The organism is Flavobacterium ginsenosidimutans (assembly GCF_037478105.1).
In the GTDB taxonomy this organism is placed as follows: Bacteria; Bacteroidota; Bacteroidia; order Flavobacteriales; family Flavobacteriaceae; genus Flavobacterium; species Flavobacterium ginsenosidimutans.
This window is the reverse complement of record NZ_CP147988.1, coordinates 2067379-2090609: the sequence shown is the minus strand read 5'-3', so window position 1 is coordinate 2090609 and position 23231 is coordinate 2067379. Positions and strand designations below refer to the sequence as shown.

The following is a 23231-nucleotide window of genomic DNA, read 5'->3' as shown; positions in this document are numbered from 1 at the left end:
TTTCTGTATATGAATATTATCAAAAAAATATTTTCTAAATCCCGTTCTCTAGAAGACGGGATTTTTTTTGACACTATTCAGAAAATTCTTGGTTTTCCGCCTGCAAATGTTGATTTTTATAGGAGAGCATTCACACATCGCTCTTCAAATAAATTAGATCAGAATGGACATCCTATTAATTATGAACGTTTAGAATTTTTAGGAGATGCCATGTTAAGTGCTGTTATTGCGGCACATTTATTTAATAAAGCTCCAAATGGTGACGAAGGTTACCTGACTAAAATGCGTTCAAAAATTGTGAGTCGTGAACATTTGAACGAGTTAGGTAAAGATTTAAATTTAGTACAGTTTGTAGAAAGTAAAGTGCCAATTCAGCATTTTGGAGAAAACATTCATGGTAATATTTTCGAATCTTTAATAGGTGCTATTTATTTAGATAAAGGCTATTCTTTTTGCGAGAGATTTATTCAAAAAAGAGTAGTTACGCCTTATGTCGACATTGCTCGATTAGAAGGAAAAGTTATTAGTTATAAAAGTCTTGTTATCGAATGGTGCCAGAAAGAAAAAAGAGTTTTTCATTATGACATTTTCGAAGATAATGGGATAGACGGTCAGCGTTTATTTGGTGTCAAGCTTAGTATTGATGATAAAGTCGTTGCGAGAGCGAGAGCAACTTCAAAAAAGAAAGCAGAAGAAAAAGCATCGCAGAGAGCTTATTTTGCTTTTCAAGAAAAAATTGACAAGAAATAGCTGCAAAAATGTTGTAACTATCACAATGCTATAACGTTTTCGTTTATAATTTAACAAAACAACCATGTCATAACTGTTGACGCTCCGTTTAGAAATAGTATATTTACAACTTGATTTTTCAAGGGATGGCTATTCATAGATTGGATTTAGACGAATTTGACGAAGTTGATTATTATTTAATGGCAATTCATACTTCATTAGAAGATTATAGATTAGCCTATTTTATTAATAAAACCCTTCCAATTAACTTAAGTAAGAGCAAAAACGAGATCCATGCTCAAACTAAGGAAGGTGAAGCAAATTTTTCTAGATTCTATTATTATGATGAAGAAAAAGCTGTTTCCTGGAATTTAATTCAGAATAAAAATGAAATCATTTCTGTGAGTACAAATGATTTTCAGAATTTGTTTTCTAATGAAACAAGTGAGGTTTCGACAACAATTCATTTACTTCCTGAATTTAAAAAAGTCGATTTTTTCCTGAAAATTGATAATAGCGAAGAGGCGCTTAATTTTTCAGAAATTCAACAAAAACTAAACACAATAGAAAGTATTGCGGCTATTTATGCTGTGGATACAGATAAGATAAAATCAAAAAACAATCTAATTTTTTAAAAAAAATGCTAACAAACAAGAAAACCAAAATTGTTGCTACACTTGGGCCCGCTTGTAGTACAAGAGAGATCATTAAAGATATGATCGATGCAGGGGTTAATGTGTTTAGAATCAATTTTTCGCATGCAGATTACGAAGGAGTAAAGGAAAAAATTAACATTATTAGAGATCTAAACGAAGAGTTTGGTTACACAACAGCAATCTTAGGAGATTTGCAAGGACCAAAACTTAGAGTTGGTGTAATGGAAGAAGGAACTGTTGTAAACGACGGAGATGAAATCACTTTTACAACTGCAGAAGATATTATCGGAAATGCAAAAAAAGCATTTATGAAATATCAAAATTTTCCAAATGATGTAAATGTTGGAGAACGTATCTTGCTTGATGATGGTAAACTTATTTTTGAAATAGTTTCTACAGATAAAAAAACAGAGGTTGTTGCTAAAGTTATTCAAGGTGGAGAATTAAAATCTAAAAAAGGAGTTAATCTTCCAAACACAAAAATTTCTTTACCAGCTTTAACTGAAAAAGATATTGCAGATGCGATTTTCGCAATCGAACAAAAAGTAGACTGGATTGCACTTTCATTTGTGAAAACGCCTCGTGATTTACAAGACTTACAAGAGTTAATCGCGAAACATTCTGAGGTTAAAATTCCAATTATCGCTAAAATCGAGATGCCAGAAGCTCTTGAAAATATGGACAAAATTGTTGCATATTGTGATGGTTTAATGGTTGCTCGTGGAGACCTTGGTGTTGAGCTTCCAGCTCACGAAGTTCCATTGGTTCAAAAAGATTTGATCCGTAGAGCTAAAACTGCTAGAATTCCTGTTATTGTTGCTACACAAATGATGGAAACAATGATTACAAGTTTAACTCCAACAAGAGCAGAAGTAAACGACGTTGCTAACTCAGTAATGGATGGTGCAGATGCTGTAATGTTGTCTGGAGAAACTGCTACAGGAAATTATCCAGTACAAGTAATCCAAAGAATGGCTCAAATTTGTGAGGCTGTTGAGAATTCACCACTTATCCAAGTTCCTCAAAACACTCCACAAATTAAAACAAACCGTTTTGTGACTAAAACAGTTTGCCACCAAGCAGCTTTATTAGCTAATGAAATTGAAGCTAAAGCTATTTGTACTTTAACAAACAGTGGTTATACAGCTTTCCAAATTTCAGCTTGGAGACCTTCAACTTCTCATATTTTAGTATTTACTTCAAACAAAAGAATCTTAACACAATTGAATTTATTATGGGGAGTTAAATCTTTCTATTATGATAATGAAGTTAGTACAGATGATACTGTAACAGATGTAAATAAAATTGCTGTTGAAAAAGGATATGCACAAACAGGAGATTATTTGATTAATCTTGCTGCAATGCCAATTAAAGAAAAAGGAATGGTTAACACGATGAGAGTTTCTCAAATCGACTAACAATTTTTTATTTAAATATAAAGCCACTTATTTTTAAGTGGCTTTTTTTGTTTTAATACTTTTTTTAAATCTAAATTTATTTTCCCTTACTTCGACATTTTGTCTTTTAGAGGATATTTTACCAGTCAATTTTCTGATAATATGACAAAAGTTTGACTGAAAAAGACTATATTTTTGTTTCATTTGACTATATTTCTCAAAAATAGTTACCCCAAAAAAACTTTTAAACCATTATTTCCTCTTTTTTCTTCATTCTTAAGATAAAATTGTAACTACTTAATTTTCTGATGTTTTCATATGTTTCATTTTATAAAATGAAACATTTTGGTGCAAATTCTCAAATTTTGTTGTTTCATATTATAAAATGAAACAAGCTCTTGCCGTTTAAATACAATTGTTCGCTCTTTTATTAGTTAATTTTGAGAGACTTAAGAAAAAGTTAAAAATATTTTGTTTCAGATTTTAAAATAAAATGAATTTGAAACACATCAAAAAGATGCAACCTGACTTAAGAGTTTTTTTTTTGAAAGCTTGCAATGTTCCCATTTATTTTTTTGGATTTTCAAACTCATATAAATAACGAGAATTACTAACGAATTTTTTTATCATGAAACAAATCAAATTAAAATGCGGAGTTACAAATACCTTTAGGGTACTAGCGTTACTATTTTTTTCTGGAGTTTCTGTTACAGCTCAAAACAAAAAGCCAAACATTTTGGTGCTTTGGGGTGATGATATTGGAACAACTAATATAAGCGCCTACAGCGATGGACTTATGGGATATACGACCCCCAATATTGATCGCTTAGCTAATGAAGGATTACGATTTTTACATTATTATGGAGAACAAAGCTGTACTGCAGGACGTGCCGCTTTTTTAACGGGACAGCACGGTCTTAGAACAGGACTGACAAAAGTTGGTTTCCCAGGAGCGCCAATGGGAATGAGTCAGCTAGATCCTTCTATAGGTGGTATTATGAAAAGCTTAGGATATGTTACTGGGCAATTCGGTAAAAACCACGTAGGAGATCGAAATGAAAGTTTACCAACAGTTAATGGTTTTGATGAGTTTTTTGGAAATCTGTATCACTTAAATGCAGAAGAAGAACCAGAATTGCCGGATTATCCAAAAGATCCTGAATATTTGAAAAAATTTGGACCAAGAGGAGTATTGAAATGTACAGCAACAAATGTTGATGATGCAACCACAGATCCTCGATTTGGGAGAGTAGGTAAGCAAAAAATTGAAGACACTGGAGCACTTACTAAAAAAAGAATGGAAACTGTAGATGATGAAACTTCTGCCGCAGCTATTGATTTTATCAAGAGACAAAACGCTGCAGGAAAACCATTTTTCTGCTGGTTTAATGCGACTCGTATGCACCTTCGTACTCACGTAAGAGCAGAACACAGAGGAAGATACACACATGGTGATAGCGAATATATTGATGGTATGATCGAACATGATGAAACTATCGGTAGTATTTTAAAAGCATTAGACGATTTAGGAATTGCTGACAATACTATTGTTGTTTATTCTACAGATAATGGACCTCACATGAATACATGGCCTGACGGAGCAATGACACCATTTCGTTCAGAGAAAAACACTAACTGGGAAGGAGCCTTCCGTGTACCATGTATTGTACGCTGGCCAGGACATATCAAACCAGGAACAGTAACTACTGAATTGATGAGCCATAACGATTGGATTCCTACATTTGCTTCAATTGCAGGAGAACCAGATATTGTAAATAAACTTTTAAAAGGTTATAGCGCTAATGGGAAAACTTATAAAGTGCATTTAGATGGTTATGACCAAAGTAAATTTTTAGAAGGGAAAACAGCGAAAAGTGCCAGAGATAAATTCTTCTATACAGATGATGATGGATTATTAGTTGGTTTAAGAGAAGGAGATTATAAATATGTTTTTGCTGAACAGCGTTTAGAAGGAACATTAGGTGTTTGGGCAGAACCTTTCACTAAACTTCGTCTTCAAAAAATATTCAATCTATATCAAGATCCTTTTGAAAGAGCCGACATCACTTCAAATACTTTCTGGGATTGGCAAATGAACCATGTGCAATTAATGTATGGAGCAATTCAAGATGTAGTTGTATTTGCTGAAACATTTAAGGAATATCCACCAAGATCAATTCCGCCAAGTTTCTCTGCTTATACCATTATGGAAGAAGCTATGAAAGATATCAAAGCTCAAAAGTATATAGAGAAAAATGTTCTTCCTAAATTAAAAGAGGAAGAAGAGACAGCTTCAAAAAAGAAAAAATAAATAATTCAAAAAGAGATTCAGACTGACAACTCTGAATCTCTTTTATAACATAAAAACATCATGAAAAAAAGTATCTATATATTATCTCTGGTGGTTTTGTTTCTCTTTTCCTGTAAAAAATCTGACACTTTAACTTCTCCAGCAGAAAATAAACAGACAGAAACGGCTGTAAGTAGCGATCCGTTGCCAAGCTGGAATGATGGAGCTTTAAAAAGTGATATTATTGCCTATGTTGAGAAAGTAACCAAAGAAGGAAGCCCAGATTTTATTCCAGTTGAAAATAGAATTGCAACTTTTGATAACGATGGAACACTTTGGGCTGAAAAACCATATGTTCAAGAACTTTTTGCTTTTTATAGAGTAAAAAAAATGGTAGAAGCCAAACCAGAATTAGCACAAAAACAGCCTTTTAAAGCAGTAATCGAAAAAGATAAAACATTCTTTGAAAAAGGAGGCGATAAAGCACTTATAGAACTCGTTGCTGCAACGCATACCGGAATGACCGAAGATGAATTTGAAACTTCAGTTAATGACTTTTTTAAAAGTGCACAGTATCCGGGTAAAAATGTTCCGGTAAAACAAATACGTTATCAGCCACAATTAGAACTGCTTAATTATCTCCGTGCCAACGGATTCAAAACCTATATAGTTACAGGCGGAACAATCGAAGTGGTAAGAGCAATATCTCAGGACTTTTACGGAATTCCAAAAGATCAGGTAGTGGGAACTTCATTTAAATATAAATATGATGGGACCAAAAATGCCGTACAGCGTGAAGCGGCTCTAGATCATTTTAATGATAAAGAAGGAAAACCTGTTGGGATTCAATTGCACATTGGGCAGCGACCTGTTTTTGCCTGCGGTAACGAGGGCGGAGCTGGTGATATCGCAATGCTGCAATATTCTCAAGGAAATAAATACCCATCATTTCAATTACTGGTAAATCATAATGATTCAATAAGAGAATATAAATATCAAGAAAAAGATAATGCTTCTCTAAATATTGCTGCTAAAAACAAGTGGCATGTTGTTGATATGCAAAAAGACTGGAAAAAAGTTTTTTCCGACAATTAGGTTGAGTTAGTTAGAATTAAAGTGAAACAACTTTATTGGTTGGTTGTTTCATTTTGATTTTAAAAGAGCATTTATAAATTCTAAAATGGGAAAACCTATGAAGCTTCATAAAGTTATCAGATCACTTTTATTTGCAGTCTGTTTAATCTTAAGTTTAAACTCTTATGCTCAGGAAGAAGAACAGAAAACAGGAAACAGCGCACAAGAACTCGCTGATAAAATGGCAAATCCTGTGGCAAGTTTAATTAGTGTTCCGCTGCAAAATAATCTTACTTATGGAATTGGAGCTTATAATGGATCAAAATATCAGATCAATATACAGCCTGTTGTTCCTTTTAAATTAAGCGAAAATTTAAATTTAATTACGCGTTATATTCTTCCAGTTGTAGATCAGCAGGATGTTACAGGAGAAAATACACATGAGTTTGGTTTAAGTGATGCAACGGTAACGGCATTTTTTGCCCCTAAAACAAAAGGAATTATTTTAGGAGCTGGCCCCGCTTTTTTAGTGCCAACGGCTACAGAAAAATTGTTAGGAACAGAGAAATTTGGAATTGGCCCGAGCGTTTTGGTAATGCATCAGGGAAAAGGACTTTCGATAGGTTTTTTAGCTAATCAAATCTGGTCTGTTGCAGGAAATGCAGATAGAGCAGATTTCAATCAGTTTTACACACAAATATTCTTAACGCATAGTTATAAAAGCGGTGCAAGTTTAGGAATCACTTCAGAAATTACTCAAAACTGGCAAGGAAATACAACCCTTATTACGGTTAGCCCAAATGTTGGTGCAATTACAAAATTAGGCGGTCAGACTATGCAATTTGCTGTTATGCCTTTAATTCCGGTTGTGGGTCATTCAAATATAAGACCAGATTGGGGATTAAGAGCGGTCGTTGCCTTTATATTTCCACAATAATAAAAGAAGTTTAAACGGTCTCTTTAATTTTATCTATCGGAATTATGGAAGAAGATTTAAAACATACAGCCGAAACCGCATTTAATCCGATAGCATCAAAGGCAGAACGTTATCAAAAAGGAGCTTCGATTAGAAAGAAAATACCTTTGGTGAAACATCAGGAATGGAATTCTTTTAAAAACCGCAAAAATCCAGTAGATATTTTAATTCAGACCAGCGAAGGAAGAGTTGAAAGTTTGTTGCCAATTCGGTATAGAAGAATGATGGAATCTCCATTTTCATTTTACAGAGGCGCTGCTGCTATCATGGCTGCCGATTTGGCTCATACTCCAGTATCTGGAATAAATCTTCAACTTTGTGGTGATTGTCACTTGATGAATTTTGGCGGATTTGCAACTCCAGAACGTAAATTGGTTTTTGATATTAATGATTTTGATGAAACTTTTCCAGGACCTTGGGAATGGGATGTAAAAAGACTCGCAGCCAGTTTTGTGATTGCTGGGCGATGGAGAAAATTTTCCAATAAAAATTGTAAAGAATTTGCATTGAACGTTGCAGATAGCTACAAAAGACATATGCTAGATTACAGTAAATTATCGGCGCTTCAAATCTGGTATGCTGATATTGATTTGGCAGAATTGATCGAATTAGGTCGAGACAAAGAATTTAAAGAATTTGACCAGAAAAGAATTAAAAAAGCATCAGAGTATACGGCTCATGAAAAAGAGTTTGCAAAGATGACTTATTTTGATGGCGCCAGAGCTCGCATAAAAGATGATCCGCCATTGATATTCCATCCAAGCGGAGAACTTGAAAAACAAGTGGCTAAAGAGGGTGAAATTATCCATAATAGATATTTAGAATCGCTTTCAGAAGAAAAGCAGATTTTGTTAAGCCGATACATGCTTCAAGATATTGTCATAAAAGTAGTTGGCGTAGGCAGCGTTGGAACATTGTGCGGTATTAGTCTGTTAATGTCGGCAACTGGAGAACCTATTTTTTTACAGTTTAAAGAAGCTCGAAAAAGTGTTTTGGAAGGAAATGTAAAAATAAAAGGAAAATACAGCCATCAGGGCGAACGGATTGTAATGGGACAAAAGCTAATGCAATCTGCCTCGGATATTTTTCTGGGCTGGACAGACGATAGTAAAAATAGGTTTTTCTATATCCGTCAGCTTAGAGATGCCAAAGTAAAACCAGTTCTCGAAGTGATGAAACCTAAAAACATGGCAGAATATGCCAAAGCCTGCGGATGGGCGCTTGCGAGAGCTCATGCTCGCTCGGGAGATCCTTCGGTAATTTCAGGTTATATTGGAGATACAGATGAATTTGCAGATGCCATTTCGGAATTTTCGGTTTTATACGCCAATCAAAACGAATCGGATTATAATAAAATGCTGGAGGCAATAAAACATGGAAAACTGCCTATTTCAGATGAAATCTAATTCTATGAATCAAAAGAAAATAGAAATTAGTATGTAGTTGTACAAAGTAAAATAAACTTTAAAAAAGGAACGAAATATACTAGAAAACGGCAAAGTAAGATTTTATTTATTTAATACTGTTAATTAAATAAAATGATTTATCTTTGAGAGTAAGCTAAGTAATTGTTTAGTAGATGTTTGTGTCGAATAGGCGATTATTAATGCACGCTTTGCCCCCCGTTCAAGATTTTTACGATTTTAATACATTCGAGTTAAACTGATTTAATTATTAATTTAATAAATACCACAACATGAATATTAAAAGAACAAATCTTCGCCTTATCCCAATTTTATTTTTGGGTTTAATTTACAGCTGTTCTCCAACTGTAAAAGTAACGACCGATTATGATCATGCTGTTAATTTCAGCGAATACAAAACATTTGCTGTTTATGATCTAAGAGCACAGGAAGGTCAGGTAAATCAGTTAAATGTTGATCGTGTAGCAAAAGCAATCCGAAATGAAATGCTTGCTAAAGGATTTACAGAATCTTCTAATCCAGATTTAAAAGTGAATGCTGTTTCCATCTTAAAAAATAAAACTTCTGTTAGTGCCAACACTAACTTTTATGGATATGGCGGAATGTATCGCCCTTATGGATATTGGGGCGGTGGCGCTATGATGGGTGGTGCCAATACGACATTTGATACTTATGACTATGTTGATGGTTCATTAGTAATTGATATTGTGTCTACAAAAACGGATAAGTTAATTTGGCAAGGAATTGGAAATGCCGAAATTGACAGTAAACCAGACAATCCGGAAGAATTTATTAACGGTGCAATCAAAAAAATACTTACAGGTTTCCCTCCGGGAGCAGATAAAAAATAATTAATATAAAGTAAAGCTGTTGTACTTGCCGGTCTTTGGCAAGTACAATTCTTTATGGTTACACGCCCCTTCTCGTACTCTATTTTTAAGATTTTAAGAAAAATATTTACTCAGTTAAGCTTAAAAAAATGATCGATATATTACTCTCACTTTTCTTTTTCATAGCCACAATTGCGGGGCTAGCTACATCAATTATGGTTCTTTTTTCCAGAAAAAACTATTCTAAAAGTTTCTTTTTGGGAATGTTTTTATTGAGTTTGGCGGTAGTAAGTATCTACAATTTTTATCTCTCGGCCAACTTATTTAAAAATTTCCCAGATCTATTTACCATTACAAAAGCGTTTATATTTTTAACCGCGCCATGTTCTTTTTTATATGTTAGAAATATTTTATCACTTAATAAAAGTTTTAGAAAATACGATTGGCTGCATTTTGTGCCTTTCATAATTTATTTCGTTTTAACGTTGGTTGTTTATGTTGGAAGTCATACCAATATAAAGGCTGTCGATTATATTTCAAGATTAATCAAAAATCCATTTTCTGTTTTAACATTGACGATTTGGCTTTTCTATGTATTTTTTCAAACCATGTTGATTTTAAACTATGATCTGAAAAAATTTAGAGGAAATCAATTTCATCGAATTAAAGTAATTAACTGGATTAGAGTTTATAACCTTATGATTTTGTTCTTATTTTCGGCGCTTTTTGTTCATCATTTTTTACTGAGAAAAGTTGAAGCCACAGATCTTTCGTGTTACGTACTCATTTCTTCTGTTTTATTTTTTACTGTTGGATGGCTGTATTTCAAACCACAGATTTTTCATGACGAAGAAGAAACATTTGACTTTGTTGTAGATAATACAGTATTGGTAAAAACAAAAGAAACCAAAACTGTTATTCCAATTGCGAATGAATTAACGCTTGAAAAAAGAGAAGAATACCTTCTAAAATTAGACTATGTTTTAAACTCGAAAAATCTTTTTCTAAAGAAAGATTTCGTAATCAGAGATCTATCTGACGAAACGGGAATATCTGTACATCATTTGTCCAATTTAATTAATTCTGAATTTGGACTTCATTTTCAGGATTATGTTAATTTGAAAAGGATAGAATATTTTAAAGAAAAAATAAACGATCCAGAATGGAAAGATTTATCGCTGGAAGGAATGGCGTGGGGTTCTGGTTTTAAATCCCGTACAACCTGCTTTAGAGCCTTTATAAAGCATACTGGAAAATCTCCTTCAGAGTATTTTAAAACCATTCGAATAAACCCAGATCGAACAGGCGCTTATTATTTTAAATAAAATTCTTCGCATAAATATTAGCGACGGTTGTAAATCTTAATTCATCTTAAAACATTTCGATATGATAGAAAAGATTAATAATTCGAAAAAAGTATTACGATCAATTTTGACAGTAATGTCACTACTGCTTTCCTTATATGGTAATGCACAATTAAAAGGCGGACATATTCTTGGCGCAATGGGACTTCAATCTGGAACTCAGGCTCCTGAAAAAACCTTGAGCGTGTATATTCCAGGATATATTTATACAGCATCTTCATTGCGAAACGGCAACGGAGATAAAATTGGAAATCCAGATATTACGATGTTTATAACAGGTGTTGGAGCCAATTATGTGAGTGATTTTAAAATTTTAGGAGCCAATTACGGAGCTACAATTTTATTAGCTGGAGCTTCAAATACCATTCAAGGAAGTTATGTCGATTCACAAAGTGATTTTGCTTTTACAGATATGTACGTGCAGCCCGTTCAATTAGGCTGGCACAACAAAAGAGCCGATTTTGTTTTCAGTTATCAAATGTATTTGCCAACAGGGAAATACGACCTTGGCGACAGCAACAATAGCGGTTTAGGAATGTTTATGAATGAGTTTTCTGCAGGAACAACTTTATATTTTAATGAAAAGAAAACATTTCATTTTTCTGCATTGGCAGCTTATGAAATCAACGGAAAAAAGAAAGATACCGACATTAAAACAGGAGATATTTTAAGTGTTGAAGGCGGTTTAGGAAAAACATTCTATTGTATGAATGCCGAAAAAACGGCTCCAAAAGGCATCTTAAATGCGGGTTTAATTTATTATCTGCAATACAAATTGACAGAAGATAAAATACCTGTTGGAACAGGTATTATTATAGAACCAGAAAAAGACAGAGTTGGCGGACTCGGAGCCGAAATCAATTATTTACATCTTAGTAGCATGACTTCGGTGGGTTTTAGATGGGTTGGAGAAGTAGATGCAGTAAATAGATTTCAGGGAAATACTTTTTTTATAACGCTGGCGCACGTTTTCAATTTCAATAAAAAATAATTTCTGAGTTTATTCTAAGAGATTTCAGGTTTTTGAGATGAGGTAATTTTAAATATAAAACGATAACATTCTTATATGAAAAACAAAAAGCCAACATCAAAAATAATACTCTTTTCGCTTTGGATGTTATTGTCATTCAGTTTTTTAAATGCACAAAAACACCAAGTTGTTTTTAAAGATTCTCTAGACGGTGCTTTCGATTTGAGTGATTTTCTTATCTACGCCAACGGATTTATAGTAGTGCCAACTATTATTACAGAACCAGCTGTTGGAGGTTTTGGAGGTGCAGTCGCGCCAATTTTCCTTAAAAAAAGAGCCCCAGTTATTGAAGAAGACGGAACAAAACGTTTTGTAAATCCAGACATTACAGGAGGAATCGGAATGTATACTGCCAACAAAAGCTGGATGGGTGGAGCTTTTCGTTCTTCAACACTTGTTAAACCTAAAATATTATATCGTGTTTTCGCGGCTTATGGCGACATGAATTTATCATTTTATGCCAATAATTTACCTAATCAGGCAGATCAGGAATTTAAACTCAACTTTAAATCGACCATTTTTTATACACAATGGCTCAAACAATTTAAGAACGCAAAATGGAGCGCAGGTCCACAATATCTGTTTTTAAACTCAAAAATAAACCTGCCCGATTTTAATCTTCCGCCACCATTTGTAGATCCAAAAGATATTAAAAGCACCATAAGTCAGCTTGGAGGCGCAGTGCAGTTTGACGGACGTGACAATATATTTACACCAGACAAAGGGATAAGGGTTCAGGCCGATTTTTTCTGGTCAGATAAAGCACTTGGAAGCGATTACCAAGCTTGGCGTATTAATTTATCTACAATAGGCTATTATCCATTGGCTAAAAAACTAATTGGCGGACTAAGGATTGAAGGGGAGCAGGCGTTGGGAAGTCCGCCTTTTTATTTAAAACCTGGAATCAATTTACGAGGAATTCCCGCAGCGAGATACATGGGAAACACCAGTATTGTTGCCGAAGGCGAATTAAGATGGGATGTCTACAGACGTTGGAGCGTTATGGGATTTGGAGGTCTCGCAAGTGCGTTTGACGATTGGGACAAGGCTTTTGCAAAACCCGTTGTTTACAGCTACGGAAGCGGTTTTAGATACCTCTTAGCCAGAAAGTTCAAACTTCGTATGGGAGTAGACATTGCAAAAGGCCCAGAAGATTGGGCGTACTATATCGTTTTTGGAAGCAATTGGATGCGATAAACAAAGACGCAAAAAACTTGTAAGAAGTTAATTTATAAAATAATAACCCCAAAAAACCTTAATAAGCCATTATTGAGGTTTTTTGTATTAAATGTCTTAATAATTCTAGTCGTTAAGAAAATATTAACAATTAAACATCACACAAATTGTATAATATTTAATTGTTTTGTAACAAATTAGAAACAATGGAGACTAATTTTGTTAAATCTTAAACATAAATTATGAATACATTTTCATTCAAATCAGTGTTTGCAGCTTCAGTATTTTTAGCTGGAACAGCAGGCTGTTTTGCGCAAGACGTATTAGTGAACTCACTTAAACTAAACGCGAGCGACAAAAGTAAAGAGAACTTCAAATTTACAGAAGTAATTAATCTAGGAACAACATCAGTAAAATCTCAAGGATCATCTGGAACTTGCTGGAGCTACTCGACAAACTCATTCTTAGAGTCAGAAATGATTCGTTTAGGGAAACAGCCAGTTGAGTTATCTCAAATTTATTCTGCAAGAAACGTGTATGTTGAAAAAGGGGTAAACTATGTTCGTATGCATGGAGCAATTACTCTTGGAGACGGTGGAGCTTTGCACGATGTAATTAATATGTATAAAAAATACGGAACTGTGCCAAGAGAAGTTTATACAGGATTAAACTACGGAACAGACAAAAACAAATTTGCTGAAATGGGCGCTCTTATCGAAGGTGTTCTTACAGCAGTGGTTAAAAACCCGAACGGAGAATTAACTCCAAACTGGCAAAAAGCTTACGCAGCAGTTATTGATTCTTACTTAGGAAAAGTGCCAGATAACTTTAACTACAAAGGAAAAAACTACACTCCGCAATCTTTTGCTAAAGAAGTAGTAGGAATTAACCCAGATGAGTATGTAGAAATGTCATCTTTTACAAATGCTCCATATTACCAAAAAACAACTATGATGGTGCCAGACAACTGGTCATTGGATCAAGTTTACAACGTAAAATTGAACGATATGACAGATGTTATCGACAACGCACTTAAAAAAGGATATACTGTAGCTTGGGCAACAGATGTTAGCGAGAAAAGCTTTAGCTGGAAAAACGGGGTAGCTTATGTAACTTCTAAAAAATTTGACGATATGACTGCAGAAGAAAAAGCAGACATGTTTAACGGACCAAAAGCAGAACCAGAAATTACTCCAGAAATGCGTCAGGCTGCGTTTGATAACTACACTACAACAGACGACCACGGAATGCACATTATTGGTCTTGCAAAAGATCAAACTGGAAAAGAATACTATATCGTAAAAAATTCTTGGGGAGAAACAAACGACTACAAAGGTTTCTTGTTTGTAACTAAGAACTTCGTAAAATATAAAACTACTGCATTACTAGTAAACAAAGGAGGAATTCCTGCTGAAATTGCTAAGAAATTAGGGGTTTAAAACGTATCGATTTTATGAAAAAAAAGCAGTATTACTTAAAAGTAATACTGCTTTTTTTATTTGCAAAAACAAAAAAAAAACGAAAAATCTTATAATTTTACTGCTTTTTAAAAATATAAAAGATAATGGATATAAATGGACTACTTAATGAAATGAAAATAGAAGAAAATCTTCTGTCAAATCATGAAATTCTATTTCAAAAAATAAAGAATGATTCAGATTGGAATACTGAAATTAAGGCGAGAAAAACAGTTAGTTATGGTGTTCCTTATAATTATTCTAATATATCTTATCCGTTTATAGAGTTTCCTGATTATATATCTGAAACAGCTTCTTTAGTTGAAGAAAGGCTTAGTTTTTCAATAAATAATTGTTTGATTAATTATTATGAAAATGGAGAGTCAAAAATGGGTTTTCATTCCGATCAAGTAGATATTCTTGCAGATAATACTGGAGTTGCCATTGTTTCATTGGGTAATAAAAGAATAATACGATTTAAAAGTAAATTAGATCCATATAGTATTCTTGATATTTCGCTTTATCCGAATAGTTTGTTCTATATGACTCAATCCGTTCAGGAATTTTGGCTTCATTCTATTTTGCCAGAAACAGGAAATAATGCTGCAGAAAGAATAAGTATTACTTTTAGAAAGTTGATTTCTTGATTTTAAACAAGCAATTGAAGTTATAAATAAATTAGGGGTTTAACTAACCTTAAAGTTTTAAAGAAAATAGAAAAGCGCCGTAATCTTAGGATTGTGGCGCTTTTTTCTTGATTCTATGGAATTATATTAGGTATTAAATTTTTTAAATAATCAGGTACATAATTTATCGATTGGATTTTTCCTGATTCAATAGATAATACGTAAGAAGGTTGTTGTTCATATGCGGAAGAATCATATATGTCAACATAATCAAAATAATCGAAAAATTTATTAAGATTATCATATCCATCTTTATATCGTCTTTCAATTTCTTTTTCCGGAACAAAATGACCTCCATTTTCAACACGTATAGCAACTCTTTTCTTTGCTTCTTGGATAGAATTTAGACATAGAAAAATAAGCTGTAAATCATATCCATTATTTTTAAATATATCAGGCCAGTGAAGTGGAGTTGAATTGAAATTAGTTTCATAACAAAAACTAGATTTGTTGCCGATAGCTGTTTTAACTTGATTTTCTAATTCAGTAAAGGCTAATCTATGAGCCATTTCTCCTCTTATATCTGAATCGAATAAAGAGCTATAAAATTTTAAAAAATAGAAATCGTAATCAAAAGGAGTAAAATTTTCAGGAGAAAGTACTTTAGAAAAAGTAGATTTTCCAGAGCCATTGCATCCGGCAATGACTGTTAAAATAGGTTTAGACATTCTTGAATTGAGGAGCTACTGGTGGATTTTTTTGATCTTTTCCCAAAGCTATGTTTCTTTCATAAACAGCCACTTGCTTCTTTACAGAAGGCATAACTTTACTCATTTGCTTTAAAGCAAATTGTACTCTTTCGGATGTGTTAGAAATATCTTTCATAATGATGCAAATTTACAAAAAACAAATTAAAGATGTATATAATGTAAACCTCATGCTGTTTTTAGATCACTTCCCCTTCATCAACTTCTCCAAATACTCCACTTTATCTTTTTCAGCCTGAACCAAACGCTCATAAAGTTCCACAATTTTATCAATTGGGTTGAAAGTGCATTCTAGAGCATTTGCATTAACAATACTATCAGTGATAGCGTTGTCATATACATTATTGAAATAATTAACGACACCTTCATCTGAAAAACTTTTTATTGAATCAGCCGAAACACCCAAAGCTTCTGCAATAACGTTTAGTTTTTCATCGTCAAGCGTTTCGCTTCCCTCAATATTAGAAATCGTCTGTTGGCTCATACCAATAGCAATGGCAAGTGCTTCTTGTTTCATTCCTCTAAGCTCACGAATGCGGCTTATGTTTCTCCCTATATGTTTTGGTTTTGTTGCTGTGCTCATACTTCAAAGATATTAAAAATCCTTAAAAATTAGGATAATAGTAAAACACTATCTTTTTTGGTGAATTACTAAACCTAATGTTTTGTTAGAATGGATTCTATTGTTTAATTCGCTCAAACAAAAATACAATTTTTCGTACAATAATTATTAAAAACCAAAACAGTAAATATAAACGCCATGACAACACAAAATGAAAACAATGCAAGCGAGAATAAGGTAATAGCATCTTTGTCCAAATTTGTATCAGATATTTGTTTCGATGGAGATTTTAGAAACCATCCTGAATACTTAAATGAAATTTTCGAACACCTTCTTGAAACAGAACCAGGAAACAGTCTCCCTTTACGAATTAAAATGCTGAGTTGCATTAGAACGAGTAAAATGCTCGTAAAAGCCTTAGAACCATTCACAGACGAAGAAATCCATAAAGCTTGTACGGAAAATAGGAATTATTAAGCGGAAATAGGCATTTAAACGTTTTTTAGGGTTTTTAAAAGGCGATTAGGACATCGAGAAGAGATATTGCGTAACTTTATGTAAGTTTTAAGTCCTGGCATTTAATTTTAATGATTAATCATGAAAAAGTATGGAGCAGTTTTAAGTACACTTGCATTCGTATTTTCTCTTCACTGTCCTGCCCAGCGCACCAACACTGCCTCCGCTTCATCAGCAAAAGGAAACACGATATTATTGACGGATAATCTTGCAGGTAGAGATCTTGTTATAAAATCCTATTATGTAGAAGAAAGAATTAATAAGCTTTTTGGGGGAAGAATTATAACCTATGAAGTTTCAAAACTGGATATGGTCGATACTTACGATTTAGGTCCAAATAACACCAGAACTGTAATCCCGATATATGCAAAACCAAAACATCTCATAGTTCCTAATGCTATACCGGCAAAAGCTCCTTTAGAAGATGTAAAAACACCTTTAGTACCCGCCCAAACAGCACTTACAGCTTCTGTTCCAAAATCAAAATCGATTAATATTGATGTAATAAATACTTATGGAAAAGTAATCGACAAAGGTTACAAAACAGTCGAAATGCTAAGAAAAGTTGCCGATCGACTTTATTTTGATGGAAATCTAACCGAAGCCGCAGGTTATTATACGCAGTTATTTGAGCTAACTTCAGATTTAGAAGTAATCTATTTTTATAGATATGCTCAATCTCTAAAAGCCATTAACGAAACTGAAAAAGCAGAGGCTTTAATGAAAAGATTCAAAAGCGAAACGCTAGCTGTTAAATAGTTTTTTTCTTAACCGCAAAGGCACAAGGTTTTACGCAAAGTTAGCAAAGTTTGATTATTAAAAACTTTGCTAACTTTGCGCTTTCTTAGCGTCTTTGCGGTTAAAAAACAACAACATAAGGAAGCTTTTTCCGTAATCAGGAAGGCTTCATCGAAAAAAGGTATTTTAACGTTTTTTCAAGTTAGTTACAGAGATTGTTAAAGTGTAACACGCTGAATCATATATATTTAATAAAATTTTTAGCCAGACCACTAATTTTATTGAACTGTTTATGAAAAAGTCCAGAGTGTTTTTCAGCGCATTTTTATTAATAATTTACCTCAATTGTTTCGCCCAGAAAAAAGAAAACACAACAGTTTCGACAGCAAAAGGGCAGACCATATTATTGACAGACACTCAGTCGGATGAAAATCTGGTTATAAAATCCTATTATGTAGAAGAAAGAATCAATAAACTTTTTGGCGGAAGAATTATAACCTACGAAGTTTCCAAACTTGAAATGGTTGACACTTACGATTTAGGTCCAAATAACACCAGAACGGTGATTCCGAGATATGTAAAAAGAAAAGACAAAACAATCGCTCCAGTTGAATCTCCAAAAGCCAAAGAAGAGCATTTATTAACCTCACTCAAACCTGTTGAGGTTGCTATTTCGGCTCCTGCCAAAGAAACGAAATACACTAGTGTAGATGTAACAGGCACTTACGCTAAAGTATTAGAGAAAGGCTATCGAACTCCAGAAATGCTACAAAAAGTAGCCGACCGACTTTATTTTGAAGGTAATTTTAATACCGCAGCGAGTTATTATGAACAGTTGCTTAATTTGGTCAAAGATCCCGATGTTATTTACTACTACAGATATGCTCAATCCTTAAAAGCAATCAATCAATTAGAAAAAGCAAATGCTTTGATGAAAAGGTTTAAAAGCAAAACTTTGGTTGTGAAGTAGTTTTTTTGCTTGCGAAGTTTTTTTAACCGCAAAGAACGCTAAGAAGGCGCAAAGGTCGCAAAGCTATTTTGATGCTGAGTGTTACCAAAATCTAAATATTAAGTTCACAGAGCTTTGTGTATGTATAGCTTTGTGAACTTTTTTTATTTTAAGTTTTAGCCTGATTTCTTATTTATAGTTATAGCCAATGGTTTTAACCATTGAGATATAAAGAGAGACTATTATTCGTTTCCCGTGGTTGAAACCACGGGTTATGTTTGATATTCTACACGAATAAAACTTTGCGAATTTTATCTAAAGAAGCAGTTTTGTCATTTCGACCGAAGGGAGAAATCACACACGCAGATCGGCAAAGATTGGAAATATACTTTGTGGAGTTTCTAGTGCGATTTCTCCCTTCGGTCGAAATGACAATTTTGTAGACCTTTGCGAACTCTTGCGGTTCCTATTAAGTCTTGCATAAAAAAAACTCTTAGCGTCCTCTGCGTAAAAAAGAATTTGGGCAAAAAAAAAGACGATCAATTTGATCGTCTTTTTTTAAGCTCCCCCTCTTGGGCTCGAACCAAGGACCCTCTGATTAACAGTCAGATGCTCTAACCAACTGAGCTAAGGAGGAATCACCTTAAAAGGTTAATATGTTTGCTAAAAAAAGTTGCTCCCCCTCTTGGGCTCGAACCAAGGACCCTCTGATTAACAGTCAGATGCTCTAACCAACTGAGCTAAGGAGGAAGTTGTTGCTCTTTTTAGCGAGTGCAAATATAAAACTATTTTTAGTTTCTCAAAAACATTTTCACTCTTTTTTTGACTTTTTTTTACTTGCCAACAATTGCCTTGTAAATGTCGTTACCATTAGCAAATAGTAGTAGTGAAATAAGTAAAACAAAACCAACCATTTGCGCATTCTCTAGGAATTTATCGCTCGGTTTTTTGCCACTAATAATTTCATACAATAAAAACATCACATGTCCACCATCAAGTGCTGGAATTGGCAATAAATTCATAACTCCAAGCATAATTGACAATAAAGCTGTGATTGACCAGAATACTTCCCAGCTCCAAGAACTAGGGAAAATGTTGTAAATCGCAGCAAAACCACCCACTTGTTTGTAAGCTTTAGTTTCTGGATTAAAAATCATTTTCAATTGTTTTCCGTAACCTACTAATTGATCTTTTCCTTTTTGAAGACCAACCGGAATAGATTCGAAGAAACCATATTCTTTTGTGCTTATTTTATAATAACCTAGTTTTTCTAATGATTTCATGTCTAAACCACCAGGTATAACTCCCAATTTTCCTTCATTATTAACTTTTAAAGTAATTGGAGTTTCTTTAAAATCACGTAAAACAACTGCAGGAATTTCTTTTCCTTTATTAGCTAATAAAACAGCTTTTGCCTCGTCAAAATATTTAATCTTTTGTCCATTAAGAGAAAGAATCAAATCTTTTGCCTTCAAATTCTGATTAGCAGATTCTTCTGTAACTTTTCCAATAGCATAAGGTCTGCGGATATCGATAAGCATTCCTTTTTCTGTTTTAGAAAGCTGGTCAACAAAATCTGTTGGCATAGTAATCGTTTGCTGTTGTCCGTTTCTTTCAATCAAAACGTGTTTTGCCATGATCACATTCATGTTCATGTCACTATCAAAATTTTCTACAGCTTTTCCATCAATAGAAATAATTTTATCACCAGTTCTAAAACCAGCTTTAAGCATAGCAGGATTTTCAATTGCAACACCATCTTTTAAGTCAGCATTAGCAATATACGTATCTCCATAAGCAAATGCCATACCTATATATATAATAAAAGCCAAGATAAAGTTTACCGTAACACCACCAAGCATAATAATTAAACGCTGCCAAGCTGGTTTTGTGCGAAATTCCCAAGGCTGTGGAGGCAGAGCCATTTGCTCTTTGTCCATACTTTCATCAATCATTCCAGAAATTTTCACATAACCACCAAGAGGAAGCCATCCAATACCGTATTCTGTTTCTCCTATTTTCTTTTTGAAAAGTGAATATTTAACATCAAAAAACAAATAAAATTTTTCGACTCTGGTTTTAAACAATTTAGCAGGGATAAAATGCCCTAATTCATGAAGAATAATAAGTAAAGATAAACTCAATAGAAATTGAGAGAGTTTGATAACTATATCCATTTTTTGTTTTTAATTCGTATTTAACGCACAAAAGTAGCGTTTTCTATTTTAATATAAGTGTGCAATATAGTGTTTAAGATTTTAAATGTTTGTTAATAATTATATTAGTTTTTATTAAACAAAAAAGTAAATCTCAATTATTGCATTAGTACTTCATTCCATGAAAATGTTACAAAATGTCCTATTCTGATATTTTTAAAACTTATTGGGGAAGGTTTTTTAAAATTTCAATTCTAATTTCATTTTTTTAAGCTTATAAGATTATTCTTAAGTAGTTAACAAAACTATTTTGAATTTCTTAAAGACTTTTTTGTTTTATTAATTTTTTACAGTGAGAATATGAATTTTATTAAACAAATTGAGAGAATAAAAGAAATGCACAAATTGATTTCTGGAGAAAAAACAGGCTCTCCTCTGGCATTTGCAAGAAGGTTATGTTTGAGCCGAAGCCAGTTTTACAACGAGCTAGACCTAATAAAAGAACTCGATGCTCCAATAAAATATTGTAAAAAAAGAGAGACATTTTATTATGAAACTCATTTTGAATTGATTTTGAATTTTTCCCTTAAAACAATAAAAGATGATGAATCTAAAGAAATTTTTGGAGGTTCTAACTTCCGTCCAAGTTTATTGGACGGAAGTCTGATAAGTTTGCTGTAACAAAATGCTTCTCGAGAAAATGAATTTTGTTGAGTTTATTAACATTTAAAATTTGAATTATGAATTTAGAAGAATTGAATTTGGTTGAGCTTAATGCTCAAGAGATAAAAGAAGTCGAAGGAGGAATTTGGTTAGTTGTTCTTGGAGCGATTGCAACTGCTTGTATTGCTGATTGGGATAATTTTGAAAGAGGTCTTAAGGGACTGCCTTGTAAAGACTAAATCATAAATGTAAAATTTTTAAGAATAGAAAATTATGGAAAAACAATATCAAAAAACTGAAAAGAAAAGAATAAAAAGAAATTTTATAAAAATTATAATTTTTATTTCATTGCTATTTGTTTTTTCACAATGGGATTTTATCGAAAAATTTATTAGAAGTCTTTTTTAACTAAAAATAATTAAATATGGAAAATATAACAGAATTAACAATAGAAGAAGCAAGAGAAATTAGTGGAGGAGTAACATTTGCTTACAGAGTTGGAGAATTTATAAGATTCTCAGGTCATGCATATTTGTCGGGCATCTCAAATGCTTACGATATGGTTTATTCTTGGTAAATCACAACTTTTTTTAGATGAGAGATTGTTAAAATTCCTCATCTAAAAACTTAATAATCAGGAAGTTGAAGGTGGAATTCTACTAGTTATACTTGTGGATATAACGATCATAGGTATCGCACATGGTGTTGGATATGCATAGGCTATTTATATCACATTAATTAATTTATTTATGGAAATGTCATCGGAATTAAAATCAATAATAATTACTATCTACATTTTAGGGTTCTCTTATCTGTGTGGATATGTTATTGGGCAATTTTTAAATTAAATTTCAGCTCTAAACCAATAAACAAGAAAGTTGATGTTTTAAATGAGGGATCTAAAACTCCCTCATTATAAATATTGTATGAAAGAAAATGGGATAATAATTTAATGTATTTATACTTGTTTTGTTTGGATTTTGTGTTTCTGTTTTTGTAATAGTCACTAGTACTTTGTTTTCATTAAATAATTGTTAAGCATACTTATACAGCGAAAACAATAAAACAGCAATAAAATATTATAAGTTATTTAATGATTTTTATTTTTCCAGTTGCATTCCTTTTCTTTTTAGTAGTTCATAAAATTAATGAGGAATTTGATAGAAATAAAACTCATGAGACGATTAAGGTTTAGTATTTATGATCATTTATATGGAAACAAATAAAGATTCAATTTTAAGAAACATTAAATATTTGTCAGATTTTTTATCAGCCTTATCAAAACAGAAACCTTTAGACGTTGAAGACATTGATAATTATATTAATGAGTTTACAGAATATCATTTTAGGCTGTCTTTAAAATTAATTTTAGAAAAGGAGACAGAAAAAATAATCGAAATAATTTCTGGAAATGTTGATTACGAAAATATTAAAGATTTTGCAGATCTTTTACATTTAAGAATTTCTGTCGAAATGAACAAAAATGACAAAAAAGAAATGTCGGGAAAAATTATTCAATTATATGAGATTTATAATAAAATGTCTAAAACCTATTCTTTTGAAAATCAATTAAAAATGAATGAATTAAAAAAATATGGGAAGTAGAAAATTTAAAATAAATATTAAGTTAGAAATTATTGTTACAGTAGCAGCATTTGTGATTTTTACATATTACAGTGGAAAAGTAATTGGAAAGGCTTTGTATTATTTATTAAACTAGGATTAATTATAAAGAAGAATATATATTATGGAATCATCTAAATTTTTAAAACAGATAAGATTGGGAATATTTATATGTGTATCCTTATACTTACTAGGCTATGCTATTGGTTATCTTTTTAAATAACAAAT

General features: G+C 32.7%; 24 protein-coding genes and 2 tRNA genes. 20 read left to right on the top strand and 6 right to left on the bottom strand.

All coding sequences use genetic code 11. From position 1 onward, the window contains the following. Positions 1-9: 9 nt before the first annotated feature. The 13 genes from rnc (at position 10) to V6624_RS09200 (ending at position 15050) form a co-directional block, all read left to right on the top strand. Complete coding sequence (gene rnc, locus V6624_RS09260) at positions 10-750, top strand: ribonuclease III (protein WP_338841610.1); 741 nt, start codon at positions 10-12, stop codon at positions 748-750. Between the two features lie 125 nt (positions 751-875). Next, entirely contained in the window at positions 876-1364 is a 489-nt protein-coding gene (locus V6624_RS09255) for an IPExxxVDY family protein (protein WP_111286408.1), read from the top strand. A gap of 5 nt (positions 1365-1369) precedes the next feature. Beyond that, positions 1370-2803 carry a pyruvate kinase gene (gene pyk, locus V6624_RS09250; RefSeq protein ID WP_111286406.1) on the top strand — a complete coding sequence of 478 codons (1434 nt, stop codon included), beginning with the start codon at positions 1370-1372 and terminating at the stop codon, positions 2801-2803. A gap of 607 nt (positions 2804-3410) precedes the next feature. Beyond that, entirely contained in the window at positions 3411-5093 is a 1683-nt protein-coding gene (locus V6624_RS09245) for an arylsulfatase (RefSeq protein WP_111286404.1), read from the top strand. A gap of 60 nt (positions 5094-5153) precedes the next feature. Further along, positions 5154-6167 carry an HAD family hydrolase gene (locus V6624_RS09240; RefSeq protein ID WP_111286402.1) on the top strand — a complete coding sequence of 338 codons (1014 nt, stop codon included), beginning with the start codon at positions 5154-5156 and terminating at the stop codon, positions 6165-6167. Positions 6168-6264: 97 nt separating this feature from the next. Beyond that, complete coding sequence (locus tag V6624_RS09235; RefSeq protein ID WP_111286456.1) at positions 6265-7083, top strand: hypothetical protein; 819 nt, start codon at positions 6265-6267, stop codon at positions 7081-7083. A 44-nt stretch (positions 7084-7127) separates the two neighbouring features. After that, positions 7128-8528 carry a DUF2252 domain-containing protein gene (locus tag V6624_RS09230; RefSeq protein WP_111286400.1) on the top strand — a complete coding sequence of 467 codons (1401 nt, stop codon included), beginning with the start codon at positions 7128-7130 and terminating at the stop codon, positions 8526-8528. 290 nt (positions 8529-8818) lie between these two features. After that, a complete protein-coding gene (locus tag V6624_RS09225) occupies positions 8819-9397 on the top strand; it encodes a DUF4136 domain-containing protein (RefSeq protein ID WP_111286398.1) in 579 nt (192 codons plus the stop codon). A 128-nt stretch (positions 9398-9525) separates the two neighbouring features. Further along, positions 9526-10701, top strand: a complete 1176-nt coding sequence (locus V6624_RS09220; protein WP_111286396.1) for a helix-turn-helix domain-containing protein — start codon at positions 9526-9528, stop codon at positions 10699-10701. Between the two features lie 61 nt (positions 10702-10762). Further along, a complete protein-coding gene (locus tag V6624_RS09215) occupies positions 10763-11731 on the top strand; it encodes a SphA family protein (protein WP_111286394.1) in 969 nt (322 codons plus the stop codon). A gap of 75 nt (positions 11732-11806) precedes the next feature. After that, positions 11807-12967, top strand: a complete 1161-nt coding sequence (locus V6624_RS09210) for a BamA/TamA family outer membrane protein (protein WP_111286392.1) — start codon at positions 11807-11809, stop codon at positions 12965-12967. Positions 12968-13188: 221 nt separating this feature from the next. Continuing rightward, positions 13189-14385: an aminopeptidase C gene (locus V6624_RS09205; RefSeq protein WP_111286390.1), complete on the top strand. Its 1197-nt coding sequence runs from the start codon at positions 13189-13191 to the stop codon at positions 14383-14385. Positions 14386-14510: 125 nt separating this feature from the next. After that, the gene (locus tag V6624_RS09200) at positions 14511-15050 is read left to right on the top strand and encodes an alpha-ketoglutarate-dependent dioxygenase AlkB (RefSeq protein ID WP_338841609.1); all 540 of its coding nucleotides are present in this window, start codon (positions 14511-14513) and stop codon (positions 15048-15050) included. A 113-nt stretch (positions 15051-15163) separates the two neighbouring features. Here the strand turns inward: V6624_RS09200 and V6624_RS09195 are convergent, their stop codons facing one another. The 3 genes from V6624_RS09195 to V6624_RS09185 form a co-directional block, all read right to left on the bottom strand. Beyond that, positions 15164-15757 (bottom strand): zeta toxin family protein, encoded by a 594-nt coding sequence (locus V6624_RS09195; RefSeq protein WP_111286386.1) that lies wholly within the window; start codon positions 15755-15757, stop codon positions 15164-15166. Continuing rightward, complete coding sequence (locus V6624_RS09190) at positions 15750-15914, bottom strand: hypothetical protein (protein ID WP_162614952.1); 165 nt, start codon at positions 15912-15914, stop codon at positions 15750-15752. Before V6624_RS09190 ends, V6624_RS09195 begins: the two co-directional genes overlap by 8 nt. A gap of 66 nt (positions 15915-15980) precedes the next feature. Beyond that, complete coding sequence (locus V6624_RS09185) at positions 15981-16379, bottom strand: helix-turn-helix domain-containing protein (RefSeq protein WP_111286384.1); 399 nt, start codon at positions 16377-16379, stop codon at positions 15981-15983. A 177-nt stretch (positions 16380-16556) separates the two neighbouring features. On the opposite strand from V6624_RS09185, the gene V6624_RS09180 reads away from it, so the two are divergent. The 3 genes from V6624_RS09180 to V6624_RS09170 all read left to right on the top strand — a co-directional run bounded on the left by V6624_RS09180 (position 16557) and on the right by V6624_RS09170 (position 18582). Then, positions 16557-16835, top strand: coding sequence for a hypothetical protein (locus V6624_RS09180; protein ID WP_111286382.1), 279 nt, complete (start codon positions 16557-16559; stop codon positions 16833-16835). Positions 16836-16955: 120 nt separating this feature from the next. After that, on the top strand, positions 16956-17633 hold the full coding sequence (locus V6624_RS09175; protein WP_111286380.1) for a hypothetical protein: 678 nt from the start codon (positions 16956-16958) through the stop codon (positions 17631-17633). A gap of 271 nt (positions 17634-17904) precedes the next feature. Next, the gene (locus tag V6624_RS09170) at positions 17905-18582 is read left to right on the top strand and encodes a hypothetical protein (protein WP_111286378.1); all 678 of its coding nucleotides are present in this window, start codon (positions 17905-17907) and stop codon (positions 18580-18582) included. A gap of 542 nt (positions 18583-19124) precedes the next feature. Here V6624_RS09170 and V6624_RS09165 read toward each other — a convergent pair. The 3 genes from V6624_RS09165 to rseP all read right to left on the bottom strand — a co-directional run bounded on the left by V6624_RS09165 (position 19125) and on the right by rseP (position 20738). Continuing rightward, positions 19125-19198: transfer RNA gene (locus tag V6624_RS09165), tRNA-Asn, on the bottom strand. 39 nt (positions 19199-19237) lie between these two features. Next, positions 19238-19311: transfer RNA gene (locus V6624_RS09160), tRNA-Asn, on the bottom strand. Positions 19312-19394: 83 nt separating this feature from the next. Continuing rightward, on the bottom strand, positions 19395-20738 hold the full coding sequence (rseP, locus tag V6624_RS09155; protein WP_111286376.1) for an RIP metalloprotease RseP: 1344 nt from the start codon (positions 20736-20738) through the stop codon (positions 19395-19397). A 339-nt stretch (positions 20739-21077) separates the two neighbouring features. Between rseP and V6624_RS09150 the strand changes: the two genes are divergently transcribed. From V6624_RS09150 to V6624_RS09135, 4 genes are all read left to right on the top strand, one after another. Next, positions 21078-21398: a hypothetical protein gene (locus V6624_RS09150; RefSeq protein ID WP_239455657.1), complete on the top strand. Its 321-nt coding sequence runs from the start codon at positions 21078-21080 to the stop codon at positions 21396-21398. Positions 21399-21457: 59 nt separating this feature from the next. After that, positions 21458-21619, top strand: a complete 162-nt coding sequence (locus V6624_RS09145; RefSeq protein WP_111286374.1) for a class IIb bacteriocin, lactobin A/cerein 7B family — start codon at positions 21458-21460, stop codon at positions 21617-21619. A gap of 185 nt (positions 21620-21804) precedes the next feature. Further along, complete coding sequence (locus V6624_RS09140) at positions 21805-21957, top strand: hypothetical protein (RefSeq protein ID WP_162614951.1); 153 nt, start codon at positions 21805-21807, stop codon at positions 21955-21957. Between the two features lie 635 nt (positions 21958-22592). Further along, positions 22593-22985, top strand: a complete 393-nt coding sequence (locus tag V6624_RS09135) for a hypothetical protein (RefSeq protein ID WP_111286372.1) — start codon at positions 22593-22595, stop codon at positions 22983-22985. The last annotated feature ends 246 nt before the right edge of the window (positions 22986-23231 follow it).